Raw genomic sequence first — 20637 nt, forward strand, 5'->3', positions numbered from 1 at the left:
AGTACCATGTCCAACCAAACCCGTTTTTTGCTGAGCGAGAACGACATTCCCCGCTTTTACTACAATGTCCTCGCCGACAGTCCCATTCCCCCCGCGCCGGTGCTGAATCCCATCACCCGCGAACCGGTCACCCCGGACTTCCTTGCCGCCATTTTTCCCATGGAGATCATCCTGCAGGAAGTCTCTCAGGAACGCTATATTGAGATTCCCGAACCGGTGCGCGAAGCCTACAAACTCTACCGCCCCACCCCGTTGATTCGCGCCCTGCGCCTGGAAAAGGCGCTGGATACCCCCGCCCATATCTACTACAAGTACGAAGGCGTCTCGCCATCGGGCAGTCACAAGTCCAACACCGCGCTGGCGCAAGCCTTCTACAACAAAATCTCCGGCACCCGTGCCATCACCACCGAGACCGGCGCCGGTCAATGGGGGTCGGCGCTCTCCATGGCGTGCCGCTTCTTCGGCATGGATCTGGAAGTGTACATGGTGAAGGTCTCCTACGAGCAGAAGCCCTACCGCCGCTTCCTCATGGAAACCTACGGCGCGCAGGTCTTTGCCAGCCCCACCACCCGCACCCAGGCGGGACGCTCCATTCTGGAGAAGGATCCCAACAGCCCCGGATCGCTGGGCATCGCCATCTCCGAAGCGGTAGAAGTTGCCGCCACCTCTGGCGGTGAAAAGAAGTACGCCCTCGGCTCGGTGTTGAACCATGTCCTCCTGCATCAGAGCGTTATTGGCGAGGAAGCCCTCAAGCAGATGGACATGGCGGGCGAGTACCCCGACATGGTGATCGGCTGTGTGGGCGGCGGCTCCAACTTTGCCGGCATTGCCTACCCCTTCCTGCGCTACAACCTCACCGAGGGCAAGAAAACCCGCCTGATTGCGGTGGAACCCAAAGCGGCGCCTTCTCTTACCCGCGGCATTTACTCGTTCGACTACGGCGATACCGCCCGGATGGCGCCGATTGTGAAGATGCACACCCTCGGGCACGATTTCATCCCGCCCGCCATCCACGCCGGTGGACTGCGCTACCATGGCATGGCGCCCAGCCTTTCGGCGTTCTACGACGCCGGGCTGATCGAAGCCGTAGCCGTCGGACAGCGCGCTGTCTTCGAGGCGGCGGTGCTCTTCACCCAGCAGGAAGGTATCCTGCCCGCCCCCGAGTCTGCGCATGCCATCCGCGTGGCAATGGACGAAGCCCTGAAATGCAGAGAAACCGGCGAGAAGAAGGTCATCCTCTTCAACCTCTCCGGTCACGGGCACTTCGACTTGAGCGCCTACAACAAATACCTCAGCGGGCAACTGGAAGATTACGAGTTCCCCGAAGAAGCCATCGCCACCATTGCCCAGCGGGTGCCGCAGGTCTCCATCCCTGCTTAAGCCTGTGTTCCTCCCCCCATCGAAAAGCCCCCGAACATCTCCGTTCGGGGGCTTTGCTTGCGATGATGTTATGCGCCGAATCAGGCAATCACGCCGAGACGTTTGCCCACCCGCGCAAAGGCTTCCAGACCTCTATCGAGGTCATCCTTGCTGTGCGCCGCCGAGAGCATTACGCGGATGCGGGCTTTGCCGTGCGGCACGGTGGGGTAGCCAATTGCCATGGCAAACACGCCTTCCTCGAACAATGCACGGCTGAACTGCTGTGCCAGCGGCGCCTCTCCCAGCATGATGGGGGTGATGGGGGTGACGCTCACGCCGGTATCGAAGCCAAGTTTCTTCATCTCTGCCTTGAAGTAGCGGGCATTCTCCCACAGGCGATCCACCAGTTCGGTGGACTCTTCCAGCACATCCACAGCGGCAATGCAGGCGGCAACATCGGCGGCGGGGGTTGCCGATGAGAACAGGAAGGGACGCCCGCGCTGTCTCAGCCATTCCACCACCAGCGGAGACCCGGCTGAGACGCCGCCCACCACGCCAAAGGCTTTGGAGAAGGTGCCAACTTCGATATCCACCTTGCCATGCAGGTTGAAGTGATCCACGATGCCGCGTCCACCCCTGCCCAGCACACCCTCGCCGTGCGCATCGTCCACCATCAACATCACATTGTAGGCGCTGGTGACGGCGTAAATCTTATCCAGCGGGGCAATATCGCCGTCCATGCTGAATACGCCGTCGGTAATGGCAATGGCGCGCCGATAGGTGCCCTCGTTCTCGCGGATGCGGGCTTCCAGATCCACCGGATCACAGTGCGCATAGCGTACAATGCGCGCCCCGGAAAGGCGGCAACCGTCAATGATGCTGGCATGGTTGAGTTCGTCGGAGAAGATGACGTCTTCTTTACCCACCAGCGCCGAGATGGTGGCAAGGTTGGCGGTAAACCCCGATTGGAAGGTAATTGCCGCTTCCACACCCTTGAAGGCGGCGATGCGCCGTTCCAGTTCCAGATGCAGGTCCAGCGTCCCGGCGATACTGCGCACCGCCGCCGGACCCACCCCGTACTTCTCCAGCGCCTGACGGGCTTTTTCCACCAGCCGCGGATGGTTGGCAAAACCCAGATAGTTGTTGGAACAGAAATTGAGCACGCGCTTGCCGTCCACCACCAGCCATGCCCCCTGCGGGGTGGAGATGGTGCGAATGCGGTTGTACAGTCCGGATTCTTTCAAACGATCGAGTTCATCCTGAATCCACTGCAGACGTTCGCTCATGATGGTACTCCTCACGGGTTAGAAAAAGGTAAATACGACCAGAAACAGAAGCACCAGGGCTTCTGCCACTGCCACACCAACCGCGCGGCGAAAACTGCGCGTATCTTCCAGCGAGAGATGGGGGTACTCGCCGCGCAGGTTCAACAGCGGACCTGCCAGCGCGGCATACGCTCCTCCAGCAATCAGCCCGCCCAGATGCCCCCAGTTGTCAATGCCCGGCGACAAGCCCAGCACCAGATTGACCCCGATGATAAACATGGTGTTCCACAGCGCCGAAACCGCTTCCTTGCCGAACCACTTGCGGTTGTAGTACAGAAAAACCGCTTCCGCCGCCACCACACCAAAGAGAGCCGTAGAAGCCCCTGCAGAGTCCTCCGGCGAGAACAGGTAAGAAAACACCACCCCGCCCAGTCCACCCAGGAAGTAAAGCAAAAGGAAGCGCCGCCGTCCGTAATGCCGCTCCAGCGAGACGCCAAAGGAATACAGCGCGTACATATTGAAGGCAATGTGCGGAAGCGAGACGTGCAGGAAGACCGGCGTAATCAGACGCCAGAACTGCCCCTGCTGAATCAGGAGGTTGCTTTTGGCACCCACTGCCAGCAAAAGATCGAAACCAAAGAGGGGACGCGAGAGCATCTGTAACAGGTAGATGGCAATGGTAACCCCCAGGAGGATGTACGTCACCAGCGGTCTGGTGAGGGGGACACGCACCTGCACAGGTTCGATCCTGCCCAGTTCAGCGGACGCCCGCTCTTCAGCAGGTGGGCGTTCGGGCAAGTCGGAAGGCAAACTCACAGGCACACCTCCCGGTGATCAATGCGGTGATGCTCGGCTTCGATGATGGCGGTAATGATGCGCACGGCTTCATCCAGACGGTCGTGTGCGTTGACCACCACGTAATCAAAGTGCGAAAACTGTTTGAGTTCCTCGCGGGCGGTCTCCACGCGCAGTTTAAGGGCTTCTTCGGTTTCGGTTTTGCGGTTCTTCAGTCGCCACAGCCACTCATCTTTGTTGGCAGGAATGAGGAAAATCAACACCGCTTCGGGGCACAGACGGCGTACCGTCTCGGCGCCCTGCACATCCACCCGCAGGATAACATCCTTGCCGCTTGCCATGGCATCGCGGATTTGCGAGCGGGGAATGCCCTTGTAATCGCCGTACACATTGGCGTATTCAATGAACTCATCGGCGGCAATTAATTCCTCGAAGCGTTCGCGGCTGACGAAGAAGTAATCCACCCCATCCACCTCGCCGGGGCGGATGGGGCGGCTGGTCATGGTCACCACAAAATGGAAGGGCAAGCCCTTCTCTTTCATGGCTTTGATGACCGCATCCTTGCCCACACCGGAGGGTCCGGAAATGACAATTAACAACGGTTTGGGATGGTGCAGGTCAAAATCAAGCGGCAGTTGCTCCATGGGCTCCATCATCGGGGTTAACAAAATTCCAAGATAAGATGATTATAATTGAAAAGCCACAAACTGAGCCGGAGGAATTAAGATGCCCTATTACGATTACCGCTGTCTGGATTGCAACCGCCGCTTCAGCCTGTTTTTCACCTATGCCGAATACGGCGTCAAGCCTGCGGTTTGCCCGCACTGCGGGAGCGAGCATGTCCAGCGGAGAATCAATAAAGTGCGCATTGCCCGCTCAGAGGAAAGTCGTCTGGAAAGCCTTGCCGACCCGTCCAATCTGGAAGGACTGGATGAAGACCCCCGCGCCCTTGGGCGTATGATGCGCGAAATGAGCCGCGAAGTGGGCGAAGACATGGGTCCCGAACTGGACGAGGTGATTCACCGCCTTGAATCGGGACAAACTCCTGAGCAAATAGAGCAGGAAATGCCCGAACTGGCGGAGAGTCTCGGCGCAGGCGGGGAAGACGAAGGCGGTTTTGACGGCGATTTTGGGGGCGAAGAGTAAACCCTACGGACTATCCAGAATAAACGGAATGGCAACCGTGTACAGCGCCTGATAGGACAGGTGTTCGCGCTGAAGGGTTTGCCCATCCCTGCCGCCAAAGAAGTGCAGGTAGTTACCATGCGCCACCAGCGCACCCTGCGCGCCCAGCGGAACAGGCGCAGAATCGAGCATTTGCCAGAGTCCGTCGGCAGGGGTGAAGACCCAGCCAGGCATATTGCCCGCGCCGCCGGAAGAGATCCCGCCCAGCAGATAAATGGAATTGATCAACCCCGCCGCGCTCATCTCCGCACGGGGCGCCGGCATGGCAGGCAGGGCTTCCCACACTGTGCCGCCGCTGGCTTCACGGGCGGGGTAATACGCCCACACCTCATCCAGGGCTTGACTGCCGTCGCTCCCGCCAAAGAGCAGAATACGACCCTCCACCGCAATGGCGGCGGCAAAGGCGCGCGGCGAGGGTAGAGGGGTGCGTTCTTCCCAGCGGTCGCTTTCAGGGTCGTAGGCATACACTGCCGCCGACGGCGATGTGCCATCCCAGCCGCCAAACAGATACAGATTGCCCTCAAAGGCGGTCAGCGCGTACCCTGCCAGCGCCTGAGGAAGGGGGGAGCGCGTCTGCCAGGTATCTGTGAGAGGACTGTACACTTCCAGCACCGTTGTGGGACGCCGGGCAGAGGTCATCCCTCCGGGCAGGTAAATCTGCTCGCCCAGCCGCGCCGCCCCAATCTGGGTGACGGCGGTAGGTTTGCCGCTCAGCGCCTGCCAGGACTGGCTGGCAGGGTCATACGCCAGCGTATCGTTGCTGATGCCGGTGGCAGTCTCGCCGCCAAAGAGGTACAGGCGCTCGTTGAAGGCAATCGCCGCCATGCCGGCGCGTCCCTCGGGCAGGGCGGGCAGGGCAGTCCAGCGCGGCGGAACAATGGGGGTGCCCTGCATCCCCGCCGGTGTGGGGGTCAGGAGTGTCGGGCGGGAGGCATTCCAGATCAACGCCCCCACCGCCAGCAGAATCAGCAACAGCGCCACCGCCAGCGCCCACGGATGCACTCCCCGCCGGACAGGGACGGGAAGGGCTTCGCCTTCCGACACCGTGGAGACCGGAAGAGGGCTTTCTGGCACAACGCCTTCCCCCTCTGCCGGTGAAGCCTCGGGAAGAGAAAGCCCCGGCGGGGTGATGCCATTTCGGATGGCATACAGGGTGGCTTCGGTGCGCGAAACCACCCCAATTTTGGCAAAGATGTTGCGCAGATGCACTTTAACCGTGTTGGGACTGATAGACAATGCCTGAGCAATTTCTTTGTTGGATGCGCCGGTTGCCACCAGACGCAAAATTTCCACTTCGCGTTCGCTCAGGGGCTCGTTGGGCAACTCCATGCCGTTTATTATACCGTCAACTTGCCGGGGAGGTGTTCACCTCTGGCAGTCCCCCCCTTGCCAAGTTGGGTAATCCTGTCAGGAGAAAGCGCATGATATTTGATATAATTTATCAGAAAACAGCCTTAGATAACATGGAAATCTTTCAATCTTTTTTCCAGCAAAACGAAACTTTTCTTGAATTTATTTATGGGTTGACTTTTTTCGTTCTGGGTGTCGCCATTTCCCTGCAATCTCGCTATTCTTCCCGCCTGGAACTTGCCCGCAGTCTGCGCTGGCTGGCGGCATTTGGCTTTTCCCACGGGTTGTATGTGTGGGGAAAATCGTTTATACCCATTCAAGCAACCTATCTGTACCCTTCTTTAGCCCATGGGGTACATTTTCTACACCTGTTGCTCCTTATCCTTTCCTATGTGTGCCTTTTTGAGTTCGGTATTGCCCTGCTCCGCCCCTTCCGCATAAGTAAAACGCTGAACTGGATCCTGGCAGGATGGCACACACTTTTCACCCTGTTGATGGTGAGTGTCTCTCTGTCTACCCCTTTCGATTTAAAAACCTTTCATGACCACATTGAGGCTCTGGCAGGCTACATGATTGCCTTTCCCAGCGGGTTATTCGCCGCATATGGCTTGCGTGAACAAACCTATCGCCTGATTGCCCCACTGGAGGCTCCTTACGTGGTAAGCATGTTGCGTACTGCTGGAATATCTCTGGCGGTATTCGGCGTTCTGCGTGGTTTTGTTCCCCCACCCGTACAGTTCTTTCCCGGCAACTGGCTGAATCTTCTTACCTTTGAGAATACTTTAGGTATCCCCGTGCTGGTATTCCTGGTGCTGGCTGGCGGTGTGTTGCTGTTTTCGATGGTACGCGCGCTGGAGGTGTTCCACGTAGAAATGGAGCGCACTATTGAACACATGGAGCAACAACAAATCTTGCTGGCAGAGCGCGAACGCATCGCCCGCGAACTGCACGACAACACCCTGCAAATGGCATATACCGCAGGACTTCTCATAGACTCCGCACGAAAACTGGCTGATCCCGACAGCGCCATCGCCCTGCGATTGGATCGGGCAGTACAGGCACTGAACGAAGTCATTGCCGAATTACGCCGCAATATGAACACGCTACACTCTCCACTGACCGGGGAAGCCCCCCGGCAGGCCATCCGCCAGTTGACAGACGACCCCCGTTTCCGCACCCTGGTTGATATTCATCTGGAAGATGCCCTACCCGAAAACTGGACGCTTCCTCCCCGGCACTCTGGGCATTTGCTGGCTATTTTGCAAGAAGCACTTTCCAACGTGGTACGCCATTCAGGTGCCAGCCGCGTAACCCTGCATCTTCACCAGGACGAGAAAGGGAACACCCTGCTGATTCTGGAAGACGATGGTACAGGATTGCCCGCTCAGATCCGTGAAGGATATGGATTACGCAACATGCGCGAGCGTGCCCGAATGATGGGGGGAACCCTCACTTTGAGCAACCGCTCTCCCGAAAAAGGCACCCGCCTGGCCCTGGTAATTCCACCAGAAAGAACTTCTCCACCAGAATGGACTCGAGAATGAACCGCATTCGAATTGTCATTGTTGATGATCATGCATTGGTCCGCATAGGATTGACAACCCTCATCGGTGACCGCCCCGACATGGAAGTGGTAGGTGAAGCCAGCGACCTTTCCCAGGCTCTGCGCGTCATCCAGGAAACTCAGCCACATATCGTATTGATGGATATTCGTATGCCTGGTCAGAGCGGCATCGAAGCCACCCATCAAATCGTTCAGCGTTTTCCACATACCCGCGTCATCATCCTCACTTCTTTTATCGAAGATGACCTGGTGATGCGCGCTATTCATGCAGGTGCGGCAGGTTACATACTCAAACAAGCCGATAACGACGTCCTGCTCAACGCCATTCAGACGGTAGCACGTGGCGAATCTCTGCTCGACCCCACTACCACAACGCGCCTGCTAAACTATGTACGGGAAATGGAACGCAAAGCGGAACAAAATGTTTTCAGCAGCCTTTCAGATCGCGAGTTAAGCGTTCTGGCAGAACTTTCAAAGGGCAAGACCAACGCCGAGATTGGCAAAACCCTGCACCTCAGTGAAAAAACCGTTCGTAACCACGTCAGTGTGATCCTGGAGAAACTGCACCTCTCCAACCGTGTCGAACTGGCGACCTACGCAGTAGAGCATCATATCTTCGACCTGATAAAAAAAGGATAAAAATGGGCGGCTCGTTTCCCGAACGAGCCGCCTGTTGTGTACCAGTAAGGAATATCGTTATGATTGAGCCGTTTGAGATATCTTCTTTCTGCTGTTCAACCAGCGGAGGATGAAGAAGTCAGCGCCATAGTAACCTGCCACTTTCCACGCCAGAATCAGCAGAATAGCAACCAGGAAGAGCAACGGGTTGGTGCTGGCAGTACCAGCCATCATGAAGTTCCAGTTCATCAACGCGGCAAAGAAGGCGGTAATACCCACAATTGCGCCAACGATCAGTCCAATACCAACCAGCAGTTCACCATAAGCCACCAGTTTGGCAAACCAGGTGTACGATTGTGCATCCAGCAGATACTGAATGAAAGCGCGGTACCAATCAAAGGCGATTGGCGGTCGCGCAGGTGGCTCAGGTACGGCAACAGCCCGTGCCCAAAATCCCTTGAGCGCTTCACCCGTCACCACCCAGGCAGGATTGTTGATTTTGTGCAGGGAGGCATCAATCCACTGCCATCCCAGCCAGATACGCACTACAAGCCACACCCAGGCAGCACGGCGGTCATTGAAAAGGAATTTAACCCAGGAAGGGTCCTGTAAATCAAGGTTTTCACCCTTGAAAAATGTGGAAATGCTTGCCATAGATCACTCCTTAATGCAGGTTGATGATGTTGAGATCGTTCATTGAACAATCCATTTGGATTGTAGAAGATAAGTACACAAAACCACAGGGACACTCAACCCTATTTCTCTGGGACAGGTCTCCCTATTCCAAACCACTGCGAAGGTTCACACCCATTCGTGAATTACGGTACAATTTTCCTGATTCTGGAATCAGGCAAGGAAACGGCATGGCACATCCATTGATTCAGACCCTGAAAAATGTGCGGGGCAATGCCCGCGGCGCGATCCTCTCGGAACCGCTGTGGGGTATTCCGTTCAACCTCTACGCTCCCTACTTCTCGGTGTACATGCGGGCGCTGGGTTTGACCGACAGTCAAATCGGCTTGCTGGTCAGCCTGGGGCTGGCGATGCAGTTCTTCTGGGGCTTGCTGGGGGGCATCATCACCGATAAACTGGGACGCAAGCGCACTACATTCATCTTTGACGCCCTTTCCTGGAGCATCCCCACCCTGCTGTGGGCAACTGCGCGCAGTTTCTACTCCTTCCTCGCCGCCGTGCCGTTCAACAGCGCCTGGCGCGTCACCCACAACTCGTGGACGCTGGTGCTGGTGGAAGACACCGATCCCGAAGAACTGGTGGAAATCTACTCGTGGATTTACATTGCCGGGCAACTGGCTGTCTTCTTTGCGCCCATCGCAGGACTGCTCATCGCCCGCTTTGGACTGGTGCCGACCATGCGCGGCTTGCTCCTGCTGGCGTGCGTGATGATGACTGCCAAGTTCATCGTCATGAACGCCATGGTGACCGAGACGCGCCAGGGCAAAATCCGCATGGAAGAGACGCGCCACCGCAGTATCTTCTCCCTTCTGCTGGAGTACCGCGACGTGCTGGGCATCCTCTTCCGCTCGCCCGCCACTCTGTACACGCTCGGCATTCACCTTGCCTTTTCCATTGCCGCCACAGTGAGCAATACCTTCTGGTCCATTCTGGTCACCGAGAAACTGCACATCCCCGCGGCGCACCTTTCGTTCTTCCCCATTGCCAAGTCTGCCATCATGCTTACCTTTTTCTTCCTCATCACCCCGCGCCTGCGCGGTGTGCATTTCCGCAACCCCATGGTGCTCTCATTTCTGGGTTATATGGTCGCATATTCCATTCTCCTGCTCACCCCGGCGGGCAATTACCCCCTGCTGTTCCTTTCGGTAACCATCGAGACGTGCAGTTTTGCCGTGCTGGGCACGCAGATGGACCGCCTGCTGGTGGTGACAATGAACGCCGAAGAGCGCGCCCGCCTCATGGCGCTGTTTGTGGCGACGCTGGTTGCCGCCACCTCGCCCTTCGGCTGGATTGCCGGACAGTTGTCCTCCATCGACCGCAACCTGCCCTTTGTGCTGTGCCTGATCATGTACGTCATCGGCATCGTGCTGGTGCTGCGCGCCGCGCGCCTGCCCGAAAATCAACCCCAGTCCCGCGAGGTGCCCGCCGGATGAGCGCCGTCCTGTGGCTGATCCGTCACGGCGAGACCGACTGGAACCGCGAGGGGCGCTGGCAGGGCTGGCGCGATGTGCCTCTCAACCCCACGGGACTGGCGCAGGCTGAAGCCATGGCGGAACGGCTGGCACGGGCAGGGGTGGTATTTGGCGCCCTGTATGCCAGTCCCCTGCGCCGCGCTCTGCAAACGGCACACCCCACAGCACGCCGTCTGGGGCTGGAGATTCGCATCGATGAGCGCCTGCGTGAGATTCATCAGGGGGTGTTTGAGGGATTGACCCACGCGGAAATTGCCCAACGCTTTGCCGCCGAACTGGAAGCCATCCGCCGCGCGCCAGCCCTCACCTCTGCCCCCGGCGGGGAGACGGTCACCCAGGTTGCCGCACGTGTGCGCGCCGCCGCCGACGACATCGCCCATCAGCACGAGGGGCAGACCGTGCTGGTGTTCGGGCATGGACTGGCGCTGGCGACCCTGTACTGTCAGGCGCACGCCATCCCGCTGGAAGAGGCGCCCCGCTACATCCCCGCCAACGGGGATATTCTGGTGGTGGAGTGGAACGGCGCATCCCCGAGTGACAGCAGGGAGTAGTGCACCCTCATTCCCGCTCTTTCTCCCCGCGGGAGAGGCTTTTTTCTTCAGGAAAGCAGGGCTGTATCCTTGTGGTGCTTTTGTGATACACTAAAAGTATCGTATGAGCGCCTCGGTTCTGGTTGCCACGCCGCACGCCGCCTTTGGCGAACTGATCCGCCTAAGCCTCGAAGAGGAAGGGCGCTATCAGGTGCGCCTGGTGAGCAGTGCCCGCGAAGCCGCCGCCGCAGTGGTCAACCCCTACTACCGCATCGTCATCCTCGACTGCGACCTGCCGGATCTGCCTCTTGCCGAACTGAGCGCTGTCCTTCTGCACGACCACCCCGGCTTGAAACTGGTGCTGATCCCCCCCGAAAACGACCCTCAGCATCCTGCCGTACGCGACATCCCCGCGCACGGATACCTTTCCCGCCCCTTTTACCTGCCCGATTTACTCGACCTGCTGGCAGGGCTGGATAGCGCCGAGCCCCCGCCGCCCGCCGGAGAGGAAGGACTGCCCGTCTGGGTGGACGAACAGGCTCTGGAACATCTGCTGGCAAACAGCACCGCTGAAGGCGGAATAATTCTGCACCGCAGTGGCGCGCAGGTTGTCCGCACCTCCGCCGCCGAAGCCCTCAAGGCGCAGATCGAACGCCTGTGGGAGATGGAAGAAGCCACCGATGTGGTGCGCTTTGCCCGCCTGAGCGAAGAACTGGGCGAACGCATCCTTTACGTTACCGCGCTGACCCCGCACATGGCGCTGGGGCTGGTATACCCGCTCAAAACGCCTCTCAGCCGCATCCGCACCGAAGCCCTGCAGATGACCCGCACCCTCACCAACGGCAGCGCACCCGCCTCCCCGGAAAAAACCGTCCCTCCTCAGCCCCGGGCGGCACCCGCCTCCCCTGCGGCATGGCTCCCCGAAACCCTGCCGCCTGAGGAAGAAACCGCAGAAGAAGACCTGCCCGAACAAATCTCGCTGGCAGATTTGCTGGGCGACGTGCCCCCGCCCGACCCCCAGCCCGCCACAGAGTGGGTGCCGGAGATTGACCTCTCCCTGCCGCGCGTCTCCGTGGAGACGCCCGCCCCTCCCATCCACGAAGCGCCTGCTGTGGAAGCACCTCCGCCTCCCGAACCCGAACCCGCCCCCGCGCAGTCTGCCAGCGCCGAAACCCTGCCCGCCCTCCTGCCCGAAGAAGAGGAACTGGCGGTCAACCATGCCACCGTCCTGCCCGATTTAACCAGCATCCAGCAAATCGAACCGGTCTCCACCGCGTTCAGCCAGATTTTCTACACCTGCGTGCTCATCCCGCGCCTGCCTTCGCACTTCCTCACCGGCGCGCTGGGCGAACAGGTCAGCCAGCGCGTCCAGCAGTTGTGCCTGGCGTTTGGCTGGCGGCTGGAAGGCATTGCCGTACGCCCGCAGTACATGCAGTGGTCGGTGCAGGTCAGCCCGTCCATTGCCCCGGCGACGCTCATCCGCGTGATTCGCCAGCGCACCTCCTCCTTCATTTTTGAGCACTTCCCCGCCCTGGCAGAGGAAAACCCCTCCGGCGATTTCTGGGCAAGCGGCTACCTCATCGTCAGCGGTCCCCAGCCGCCCTCGCCGCGCCTCCTGCGCGACTATATTGAGGAAACCCGCCGCCGTCAGGGCGTCCTGTTGCCATCTTCCTCTGACAATTTGCCGCGGCTTTCCTCATCCACGGACACATCCCATTGACCTTTTGTGGAGCGCCTCATGCCCCCTGTGCTGTATCTGATTGATGGACATGCCTTAGCCTATCGCGCTTTTTTTGCCCTCACCACCTCTGGAATGCGCCTTTCCACTGCCAGCGGCGAGCCCACCGCCGGGGTGTACGGCTTTGCCAGCGTGCTCCTGCGCCTGCTGGAGCAGGAAAAGCCCGAGTATCTGGCGGTGGCTTTTGACGGCGGTTACTCCTTCCGCGACCAGATTTACCCCGAGTACAAAGCCACCCGCGCCAAAATGCCCGACGACCTGCGCGCCCAGATGGAGCGCATCCGCGAACTGGTGGATGCCTTCGGGTTCCCCCGCCTGGAGTTGAACGGCTACGAAGCCGACGATATCATCGCCTCCATCGCCCATCAGGCGGTCAAACAGGGTTTCGGCGCCAAGATCATCACCGGCGACCGCGACCTTCTGCAACTGGTGGATGAGCGCATTGCCGTCAATCTGGCGGGGAACAAACTCAGCGAAGCCAGAGACTTTATCCGCCCTGAAGACGTGCAAGCCTACCTGGGCGTGCGTCCCGATCAGGTGGTGGATTTCAAAGCCCTGGCAGGCGACCCCTCCGACAATATCCCCGGCGTACGCGGTATCGGCGAGAAGACTGCTCTTGCCCTGCTGAAGGACTACCCACATCTGGAAGACATTTACGCCCACCTGAACGAACTGCCCGCCAAAGTTCGCCAGAAACTGGAAGAAGGGCGCGAAGCGGCGTTCATGAGCCGCGAACTGGCAACCATTCAACGCGACCTGCACATCACCCTGGAACTGGCACAAGCCCGCACCGATGCCATCCCCGTGGAGAGGGTCATTGAGTTCTTCCGCCGCATGGAGTTCCGCTCGCTCATCACCCGTCTGGAGAAAATCTTCGGCGTCTCCGCCAGCAATGCCCCACAGCAGGTTCCCCTCATCCCCCCGGAACCGGCGGCAGTGGGTCAGTTATCGCTCTTTGGCGAAGAGATGGTGCGGGTGGGCATCCCGCCCCTGCACGACCTGAACACCGTGGTGGTGAACACCCCCGAAGCGCTGGCAGACCTGTGTGTACACCTGGCGCAAGCCGAATGGATTGCCCTGGACACCGAAACCACCTCCACCGACCCGCTGACCGGCACGCTGGTGGGTATCTCGCTGGCGGTGGAGCCCGGCACAGGCTACTACCTGCCGGTAGGACACCTCACCGCCGAACCCCAACTGCCGCTGGAGAACATTCGCACAGCCCTGTCGCCCTTTCTCAATGACCCCGGCAAGCCCAAAGTGGGACAAAACCTTAAGTACGATCTGCTGGCGCTCCGCCTGGCAGGCATCGAGGCGCAGGGGCTGGCGTTCGACACCATGATCGCCGAGTGGCTGGTGGATCCCGCCTCGCACTACCTGGGACTGAAAGAGATGGCAGAGCGTTACCTGGGGGTGCAGATGACCCACATCGAGGAACTCATCGGCACGGGAAAGAACCAGCGCACCATGGCGCAGGTGCCCGTTGCTCAGGTTGCCCCCTACGCCGCCGCCGACGCTGAGATTGTCCTGCGGCTCAAGCCCATCCTGGAAGAGCGCATGCTCAAAGCGGGCGTCACCCGCCTGTTTCAGGAAGTGGAAATGCCGCTGGTGCCGGTGCTGGCGGAAATGGAGTGGAACGGCATCCTGCTGGATACGCCCTTCCTTCAGAGGATGAGCGTGGAACTCAGCCAGCGCCTTGCCGAGATCGAAAAAGAAATTTACGCCCTGGTGGGACATCCCTTCAACATTAACTCCACCCAGCAGTTATCGCGGGTGCTCTTTGAGGAACTGCGCCTGGAGCCGCCCGACCGCCGCAAGAAGACCAGCGCCGGGCTGTACTCCACCTCGGCAGAGGTGCTGGAAGAATTGCGCGGCAAACATCCGGTGGTGGATTTAATCCTCGAAAACCGCGAGTTGAGCAAACTCAAATCCACCTATGTAGACGCCCTCCCTCAGCAGGTCAACCCGCGCACGGGCAGGGTGCATACCCGCTTCAACCAGACTGGCTCGGTCACGGGACGGCTGGCATCTTCCGACCCCAACCTGCAGAACATCCCCACCCGCACCGACCTGGGTCGGCAGGTGCGCAAAGCCTTCATCGCCGACGAAGGCTGGGTTCTGCTCTCGGTGGATTACTCGCAAATCGAACTGCGCATTGTGGCACATGTGGCAAACGATGAAGCCATGCTGGCGGCGTTCCGCGCCGGGCAGGACATCCACGCCGCCACGGCGGCGGCGGTGTACGGCGTACCGCTCGAGGCGGTCACCCGCGAGATGCGCCGCCACGCCAAAGCCATTAACTTCGGGCTGATCTACGGCATGAGCGCCTTTGGCTTGAGCCGTTCCGCCGACCTGACTCTGGCAGAAGCCGAAAACTTCGTCAAGGCATACTTCGATCAGTTCCCCGGCGTCAAACGCTACCTGGACGACCTGCGCCGCCGCGCCGCCCGTGAGGGCTACGTGGAAACCCTGCTGGGGCGCCGCCGCTACTTCCCCAACCTGAAGAACCCCGCCAGCCCGGCACTCAAAGCCCGCGAGGAACGCGAAGCCATCAACGCCCCCATTCAGGGCACAGCCGCAGACATCATCAAACTGGCCATGATTCGCCTGCCCGATGCCCTGCGCGCGGCGGGCAGTCGCGCGCGCCTGCTGTTGCAGGTGCACGACGAACTGGTGCTGGAGGTCCCCCGCGAAGAACTGCCGGAGACAGCGAAACTCGTCCAGCGCGTCATGGAAACAGCCTTCCCGCTCCAGATTCCCCTCACCACCGAAGCCCGCTGGGGAATCAACTGGGGAGAGATGACGCCCCTCTCATGAGGCACATTTCAGTTTCCCAACAGTTTGGCAAATACGGGTTGGGTTGCAAAATTTCATGTTATTCTTAAGCATATGGCAGGGAATCAGGCAGTTTTCCAACAGGCAATGAATCAGGGGCATTCCGCCGCATGGGATCAGGACTGGGTAAAAGCCGCCCAGTTTTATGCACAGGCGCTGGAAGAAATGCCCGATAGCCCGCTGGCGCTCTCCAGCCTCGGGCTGGCGTATTTTGAACTGGGCGAGTTGGAGCGGGCGCTGGAGTGTTATCAGCGTGCCTCTAAAATTGCTCCCACCGACCCCGTTCCCTACGAGAAGTTAACGCGCATTTACGAGCGCATGGGCAAAATCAAAGAAGCCAGCGAGGTGTGCCTGCAGGCGGCAGAACTGCACCTGCGCGCCCGCGATGTGGACAAAGCCATCGAAGACTGGGTGCATGTGCTCAGCCTGTACCCCGAACACCTGCCTACCCGCCAGCGGCTTGCCGCCGTGTATGAGCGCATGGGGCGCAAAATGGAAGCCATCAATGAGTATATCGCCATTGCCAGCATCTTCCAGCGCACCGGCGATATGCCCCGCGCGCTAAAATCGGTGGAGTATGCCCTGCGGCTGATGCCCGAAAGCCAGGAAGCCCGTTTTGCCCTGCACATGTTGCGAACCAATCAACTCCTGCCGCCGCCCTCTCGCCCCAAAGGCAGCACCGGACCCATCCGCATGGCGTCGGTGCGCAGTGAGGAAAAGGGCAAGGGCGAACGCAAAGCCGAAGGCGCGGGCTTGAACCCGGTAGAAGAAGGGCGCCAGAAGGCACTGGAGCAACTGGCATCCCTGTTGTTTGATCAGGTGGAGGAAACCCAGCGCGAAGCCGCACCGCGCAGTGGGCTTGCCGCGCTGGCGCGCGGGGTGACCGGTCCGCTCAGCATGGCGGGCGACCGCACCCGCATGGCACTGCACATTGGGCAGGCCATCGATTCGCAAATGCAGGGCGATGTCACCAATGCCATTGCCGAACTGGAACGCGCCGCCGATGCCGGACTGCGCCACGCCGCCCTGTACTACGACCTGGGCTACCTGCTGGCAGATCGAGACGGCGACAAAGCCCTGCGCTACCTGCAGGAAGCCGCCAAACACCCCGAATACCTGCTGCCCGCCAGCCTTCTGCGCGGAAAAATTTTGCTGGACAAAGGAATGCTCCCCGAAGCCGCGGCGGCGTATCTGCAGGCGCTGGCGCAGGCCGATGTAGCCCTGGTGCCCGAAGCCCATCAGGAAGCCCTGCGCCAGTCCTATGAGCCGCTCATTGATGCGGTTGCCAGCGAGGAAGACCTGAAAAGCCTGGAAACTCTGTGTCTTCAGGTGCGCGACCAACTCCTGCGCCCCGACTGGCGCGATTTGTTGACCAAAGCCCGCGAGAATTTACCACAATCGGCGCCCGATGCCGCCCCCTCGCCTGTCGCCGAGATTTTACTGGAAACGCGCGGCGGTCAGGTGGTGGAAGCCATCGCGCGGGTGCGGGAACTTTCTCAGATGGGGCTTTCGCGCACCGCCCAGGAAGAAGCCTTTTACGCCCTGCAACTGGCGCCCCATTACCTGCCCCTGCACGAACAGATTGGCGAACTGCTCCTGCAGGAAGGGCGCAGGGAAGACGCCAGCCGCAAGTTTCAGGTGGTTGCCGAACTCTATGCCGTGCGCGGTGAAGTTGCCCGCGCCGCGCGCCTTTACCGCCGTGTGCTTCAGATGAACCCCATGGATCTGGCAGTGCGCGAGCAACTGATCGAACTGCTGGTCACGCAGGAACGCATTGACGAAGCCCTGGAAGAGTACATGGAACTGGCAGACGCCTACTACCGCCTGGCAGAACTGGACAAAGCCCGTCAGACCTACCTCAACGCGTTGAAGATTGCCCAGCAGTCCCGCCAGAACCGCACCTGGGGAGTGGAGATTCTGCTCAAGGTGGCGGATATTGACATGCAGCGGCTCAATTTCCGGCAGGCTCTGCGCATCTACGAACAGATTCGCACCATCCAGCCCGATAACCCCCAGACCCGCCTGCAACTGGTGCAGTTAAACCTGCGCATGGGGCAAGCCTCCGCCGCCCTGGGCGAGGTGGATTCGTTCATCAACCTGATGGAAAGCACCGGCAGGCGCGCCCAGGCAGTACAGTTCCTGCAGGACCTTATCGCCGAAGCGGGCGCCAATGTGGACCTGTACCGCCGTCTGGCAGACCTGTACGTGCGCGAAGGGCGCATCGAGGAAGGCGTGGCGCAGATGGACGCCGCCGCCAATCTGTATCTGGACGAAGGCAAAGTGATGGAAGCCATCAACCTGCTGGAGACCATTGTCTCGCTTAACCCGCCCAATGTTCAGGACTACCGTGAAGCCCTGAACACCCTCAGGCGCGACAGTCTGCGTCGGTAAGAAAATTTGTTACCATTTTGTAACCATTTTCTCATCAATTCGTAAGGTAATTCCCACTGTTTTGGGTTAAAATTGCCCCGGTTTAGGGGTGGTTTCATTTTTATGGCGGGTTCTCTGTTTTCCAATCTCTCCAGAGATGCCTTATGGTCGGCAAAATCTCCGACCCCGGCAGACTCCCGATTCTCCTATCTGGACATTCTCATTCTGACCACCGGCGGCGGGATTGCGGCAGGCGTACTGGCGCTCTGGCTGACCATGCGCACCGCCCCCCTGTTTCTTTTCCTGAACGGCATTTTCTTACTGGTGCTGGGGGGCATCTGGGTTGCCCGCTCCCGACTGTCTTCAAGGGTCATCCGCTTGCTTTTGTTTGGGGTGTTCTGGGTCCATTACACCATTATCATGCTCTTTACCGGCGGGGTGCACAGCCCCATGGCAGGGATGATGCTCATCCTGATTTACGTTTCCGGGCTGCTTCTTGGCTTCAAAGGCAGTCTGGTGTCCATTGTGCTTGGGGCAGGCGTGCTGTTGCTCTCCCTCTCGGTGGAACAGGCAGGGCTCCTGCCCTCTTCCACTGTGCCCATCACCCCCGTAATGGAGGTACTTTTCCGATTTCTCATCGGTGCCATTTTCATTCTCATTGTGTACTTCACCAACCACATGCTGGCAAATTACCAGCGCATGCTGGAAATAGAACTGGCGCAACGCCAGGCGACGCAGAACGCGCTTGCCCTGCAAACCGCCCAGATGCAGATGGTGCTGGAAAAGAGTTTCGACGCCTTCATCCTGATTGATGAAACCGGCCGGGTGGCGGAATGGAATCCGGGCGCAGAACGCCTGCTGGGCTACCCCCGCGCAGAGATGCAGGGGCAGGCGACTGTGAAAGTTCTCGAACACATTGCCCTGCCGGCTTACCGCACCCCTCCGGCGCTGTCCAAACTGACGCGGGCATTCACAGAAGCCCTGAAAACCGGCAAAAGCCCCTTTTTCAACCGGAAAACCGAAGCCCGTTTTCTGCATGCCAGCGGGCAGGTGCGCATATGTGAACTGAACAGTTTTGCCCTGCCCACCCCGCAGGGATACCGCATTGGCATGGTGTTGCGCGATGTGACCGTCGAACGCGAAGCGCAGGAACAACTGCGCCTGCGCCTCAAACACCTCGAAGCCCTCAACCGCATTTCCACGCTGGCGCGCGAACAGTCGCAGGTGACCGTCTTCCTTGAAAGGGTCATGGATATCCTGCTGGAGACGCTGGACGCCCCGGCTGGCGGTATCGCTCAGGTGGATCGAGAGAATCAATGCTTCCAGGCGCTGGCAGTGCGCGGCTGGGCAAAACCCTTTGAGGGCAAAACCTTCCCTCTGCGCGGCGGGCTGGTGGAAAAAGCCTTTGAAAGGGATTATCCCATTTTCAGCGAAGACCTGCACAACGACCCAGGTTCCAACAAAGACATCACCCGTCTGATTCCGGCAGGCTGGCGCGCCGTACTGGCTCCTTTACGCGCCGGTCAGGAACATCTGGGCGTACTGCTGATTTCAGTGGAACACCCCCGCCTCTTCACCGAGGCGGAAGTCCGCCTGGTCCAGACCGCGGGTGATATCATCGGGAGCGTCCTGCGCCGCGCGCAACTGGATGCAGAAGTGCACACCCGCCTGGAGCAACTGGCATCCCTGCACGAAATTGACACTGCCATTTCCTCCAGCCACAACCTGAAAGCCACCGCCAACATCCTGCTCCAGCAGTGCCTGCGCACGCTTAAAGTGGATGCCGCCCTGCTGTACGAATTTGACCCCCTCCATTTCCACCTCGATTGCGTTGCCACGATGGGATTGAACACCACCCGCCTGGAACACATCCGCGTGCGTCCGGGCGAATCGCTGGTGGGCAAAGCCATGCTGGAAGGCAAACTGAGCGGCGGAAAGGTAGAATGGACAACCCTGCCCGAAGGCTCCCACGACCGTCTGATGTGGGAAAAAGGCTTCCAGCAGATTTTTACCGTCCCGCTGGTCAGCAAATCCCGAGTGGTGGGGGTGCTGGAAGTGTGCCGCCGCAAAGTCTCTCCCGCGCCGCAGGAATGGCTGGAACTGCTGAACACCCTGGCGGGACAGGCGGCCATTGCCATCGAAAACGCGCGCCTGTTTGAGGATCTCCAGCGCACCAACGCCGAACTGACCACCGCCTACGATGCCACCCTGGAAGGCTGGGCGCTGGCGCTGGGACTGCGCGACAGCAACACCGAAGACCACACCCGTCGGGTGGTGGAAGCCTCCGTAGAACTGGGTAAAGCCATGGGCTTGAGCCACGAAGACCTGATTCAACTGCGCCGCGGCGCCATTTTGCACGACATCGGCAAACTGGGCATTCCCGATACCATCCTGCTCAAGCCCTCCTTCCTCACCGAAGAAGAGCGCGAAATCATGCGCCGCCACACCCTGTATGCCCGCGAATGGCTAGCGCGCATCCCCTACCTGCGCCCGGCAATGGATATCCCCACCTTCCATCACGAGCACTGGGACGGGAGCGGTTATCCCTACGGCTTACGTGGCGAGCAGATTCCGCTGGCGGCGCGCATCTTCTCAGTCGTGGACGTGTGGGACGCGCTCTCCACCGACCGCCCCTACCGCAAAGCCTGGCCCCGCGAAAAAGTCCTTCAGTACATTCAGGCACAGGCTGGTTTGCAGTTCGACCCGCAGGTGGTCAAAACCTTTGTGCAAATCATTGACCGCGTCGAAAAAATTCTGGAAAAAGGGCATTTTGTCCCCTGAGGCTCTGTCCCGGCATCCGCAGGGAGTAAGTCACTGCACAGAAAGAATGCGGTAATCCTCATGCAAAAAGGCTGTTTTTGCC

The 20637-nt window shown here is 59.5% G+C and carries 15 protein-coding genes; 10 read left to right on the plus strand and 5 right to left on the minus strand.

Annotated features, from left to right (window positions below; translation table 11 throughout):
* The first annotated feature begins 6 nt into the window (after window positions 1-6).
* On the plus strand, window positions 7-1380 hold the full coding sequence (locus LHF31_RS06865; protein WP_298005864.1) for a TrpB-like pyridoxal phosphate-dependent enzyme: 1374 nt from the start codon (window positions 7-9) through the stop codon (window positions 1378-1380).
* An 80-nt stretch (window positions 1381-1460) separates the two neighbouring features.
* Here the strand turns inward: LHF31_RS06865 and LHF31_RS06870 are convergent, their stop codons facing one another.
* Genes LHF31_RS06870 through LHF31_RS06880 form a run of 3 tightly spaced genes read right to left on the minus strand, consistent with a single transcriptional unit; the run spans window position 1461 to window position 4072 of the window.
* Window positions 1461-2645 carry a glycine C-acetyltransferase gene (locus LHF31_RS06870; RefSeq protein ID WP_298005867.1) on the minus strand — a complete coding sequence of 395 codons (1185 nt, stop codon included), beginning with the start codon at window positions 2643-2645 and terminating at the stop codon, window positions 1461-1463.
* A gap of 18 nt (window positions 2646-2663) precedes the next feature.
* Window positions 2664-3440 (minus strand): rhomboid family intramembrane serine protease, encoded by a 777-nt coding sequence (locus tag LHF31_RS06875; protein WP_298005871.1) that lies wholly within the window; start codon window positions 3438-3440, stop codon window positions 2664-2666.
* A complete protein-coding gene (locus tag LHF31_RS06880; protein ID WP_363324764.1) occupies window positions 3437-4072 on the minus strand; it encodes a guanylate kinase in 636 nt (211 codons plus the stop codon). Before LHF31_RS06880 ends, LHF31_RS06875 begins: the two co-directional genes overlap by 4 nt.
* 73 nt (window positions 4073-4145) lie before the next feature.
* Between LHF31_RS06880 and LHF31_RS06885 the strand changes: the two genes are divergently transcribed.
* Window positions 4146-4565, plus strand: coding sequence for an FmdB family zinc ribbon protein (locus tag LHF31_RS06885; RefSeq protein ID WP_298005877.1), 420 nt, complete (start codon window positions 4146-4148; stop codon window positions 4563-4565).
* Window positions 4566-4568: 3 nt separating this feature from the next.
* Here LHF31_RS06885 and LHF31_RS06890 read toward each other — a convergent pair whose 3' ends face one another.
* Window positions 4569-5933, minus strand: coding sequence for a helix-turn-helix domain-containing protein (locus LHF31_RS06890; protein WP_298005880.1), 1365 nt, complete (start codon window positions 5931-5933; stop codon window positions 4569-4571).
* Window positions 5934-6025: 92 nt separating this feature from the next.
* Here LHF31_RS06890 and LHF31_RS06895 point away from each other — a divergent pair, with 92 nt between their 5' ends.
* Both LHF31_RS06895 and LHF31_RS06900 read left to right on the plus strand, forming a co-directional pair.
* Window positions 6026-7498 (plus strand): sensor histidine kinase, encoded by a 1473-nt coding sequence (locus tag LHF31_RS06895; protein WP_303773943.1) that lies wholly within the window; start codon window positions 6026-6028, stop codon window positions 7496-7498.
* Window positions 7495-8157 (plus strand): response regulator transcription factor, encoded by a 663-nt coding sequence (locus tag LHF31_RS06900; RefSeq protein WP_298007700.1) that lies wholly within the window; start codon window positions 7495-7497, stop codon window positions 8155-8157. Before LHF31_RS06895 ends, LHF31_RS06900 begins: the two co-directional genes overlap by 4 nt.
* A gap of 57 nt (window positions 8158-8214) precedes the next feature.
* Here the strand turns inward: LHF31_RS06900 and LHF31_RS06905 are convergent, their stop codons facing one another.
* Entirely contained in the window at window positions 8215-8790 is a 576-nt protein-coding gene (locus LHF31_RS06905) for a DoxX family protein (protein ID WP_298007702.1), read from the minus strand.
* Between the two features lie 209 nt (window positions 8791-8999).
* Here LHF31_RS06905 and LHF31_RS06910 point away from each other — a divergent pair, with 209 nt between their 5' ends.
* From LHF31_RS06910 to LHF31_RS06935, 6 genes are all read left to right on the plus strand, one after another.
* On the plus strand, window positions 9000-10262 hold the full coding sequence (locus tag LHF31_RS06910; RefSeq protein ID WP_298007704.1) for an MFS transporter: 1263 nt from the start codon (window positions 9000-9002) through the stop codon (window positions 10260-10262).
* Complete coding sequence (locus LHF31_RS06915; protein ID WP_298007706.1) at window positions 10259-10852, plus strand: histidine phosphatase family protein; 594 nt, start codon at window positions 10259-10261, stop codon at window positions 10850-10852. The genes LHF31_RS06910 and LHF31_RS06915 overlap by 4 nt, the downstream gene beginning before the upstream one ends.
* A gap of 103 nt (window positions 10853-10955) precedes the next feature.
* Window positions 10956-12551, plus strand: coding sequence for a transposase (locus LHF31_RS06920; protein WP_298007708.1), 1596 nt, complete (start codon window positions 10956-10958; stop codon window positions 12549-12551).
* Between the two features lie 18 nt (window positions 12552-12569).
* Entirely contained in the window at window positions 12570-15386 is a 2817-nt protein-coding gene (gene polA / locus LHF31_RS06925; protein ID WP_298007710.1) for a DNA polymerase I, read from the plus strand.
* A 72-nt stretch (window positions 15387-15458) separates the two neighbouring features.
* Entirely contained in the window at window positions 15459-17795 is a 2337-nt protein-coding gene (locus tag LHF31_RS06930; RefSeq protein WP_298007712.1) for a tetratricopeptide repeat protein, read from the plus strand.
* Between the two features lie 102 nt (window positions 17796-17897).
* Window positions 17898-20555 carry an HD domain-containing phosphohydrolase gene (locus LHF31_RS06935; protein WP_298007714.1) on the plus strand — a complete coding sequence of 886 codons (2658 nt, stop codon included), beginning with the start codon at window positions 17898-17900 and terminating at the stop codon, window positions 20553-20555.
* Window positions 20556-20637 lie beyond the last annotated feature (82 nt).

Origin of the sequence: Anaerolinea thermophila (assembly GCF_020723905.1) — a bacterium.
Classification (GTDB): Bacteria; Chloroflexota; Anaerolineae; order Anaerolineales; family Anaerolineaceae; genus Anaerolinea; species Anaerolinea thermophila_A.

Coding starts and splice junctions, on each gene's coding strand:
- LHF31_RS06865 (WP_298005864.1), top strand. CDS start 7: ATGTCCAACCAAACCCGTTTTTTGCTGAGCGAGAACGACATTCCCCGC.
- LHF31_RS06870 (WP_298005867.1), bottom strand. CDS start 2,645: ATGAGCGAACGTCTGCAGTGGATTCAGGATGAACTCGATCGTTTGAAA.
- LHF31_RS06880 (WP_363324764.1), bottom strand. CDS start 4,072: ATGGAGCCCATGGAGCAACTGCCGCTTGATTTTGACCTGCACCATCCC.
- LHF31_RS06885 (WP_298005877.1), top strand. CDS start 4,146: ATGCCCTATTACGATTACCGCTGTCTGGATTGCAACCGCCGCTTCAGC.
- LHF31_RS06890 (WP_298005880.1), bottom strand. CDS start 5,933: ATGGAGTTGCCCAACGAGCCCCTGAGCGAACGCGAAGTGGAAATTTTG.
- LHF31_RS06895 (WP_303773943.1), top strand. CDS start 6,026: ATGATATTTGATATAATTTATCAGAAAACAGCCTTAGATAACATGGAA.
- LHF31_RS06900 (WP_298007700.1), top strand. CDS start 7,495: ATGAACCGCATTCGAATTGTCATTGTTGATGATCATGCATTGGTCCGC.
- LHF31_RS06905 (WP_298007702.1), bottom strand. CDS start 8,790: ATGGCAAGCATTTCCACATTTTTCAAGGGTGAAAACCTTGATTTACAG.
- LHF31_RS06910 (WP_298007704.1), top strand. CDS start 9,000: ATGGCACATCCATTGATTCAGACCCTGAAAAATGTGCGGGGCAATGCC.
- LHF31_RS06915 (WP_298007706.1), top strand. CDS start 10,259: ATGAGCGCCGTCCTGTGGCTGATCCGTCACGGCGAGACCGACTGGAAC.
- LHF31_RS06920 (WP_298007708.1), top strand. CDS start 10,956: ATGAGCGCCTCGGTTCTGGTTGCCACGCCGCACGCCGCCTTTGGCGAA.
- polA (WP_298007710.1), top strand. CDS start 12,570: ATGCCCCCTGTGCTGTATCTGATTGATGGACATGCCTTAGCCTATCGC.
- LHF31_RS06930 (WP_298007712.1), top strand. CDS start 15,459: ATGGCAGGGAATCAGGCAGTTTTCCAACAGGCAATGAATCAGGGGCAT.
- LHF31_RS06935 (WP_298007714.1), top strand. CDS start 17,898: ATGGCGGGTTCTCTGTTTTCCAATCTCTCCAGAGATGCCTTATGGTCG.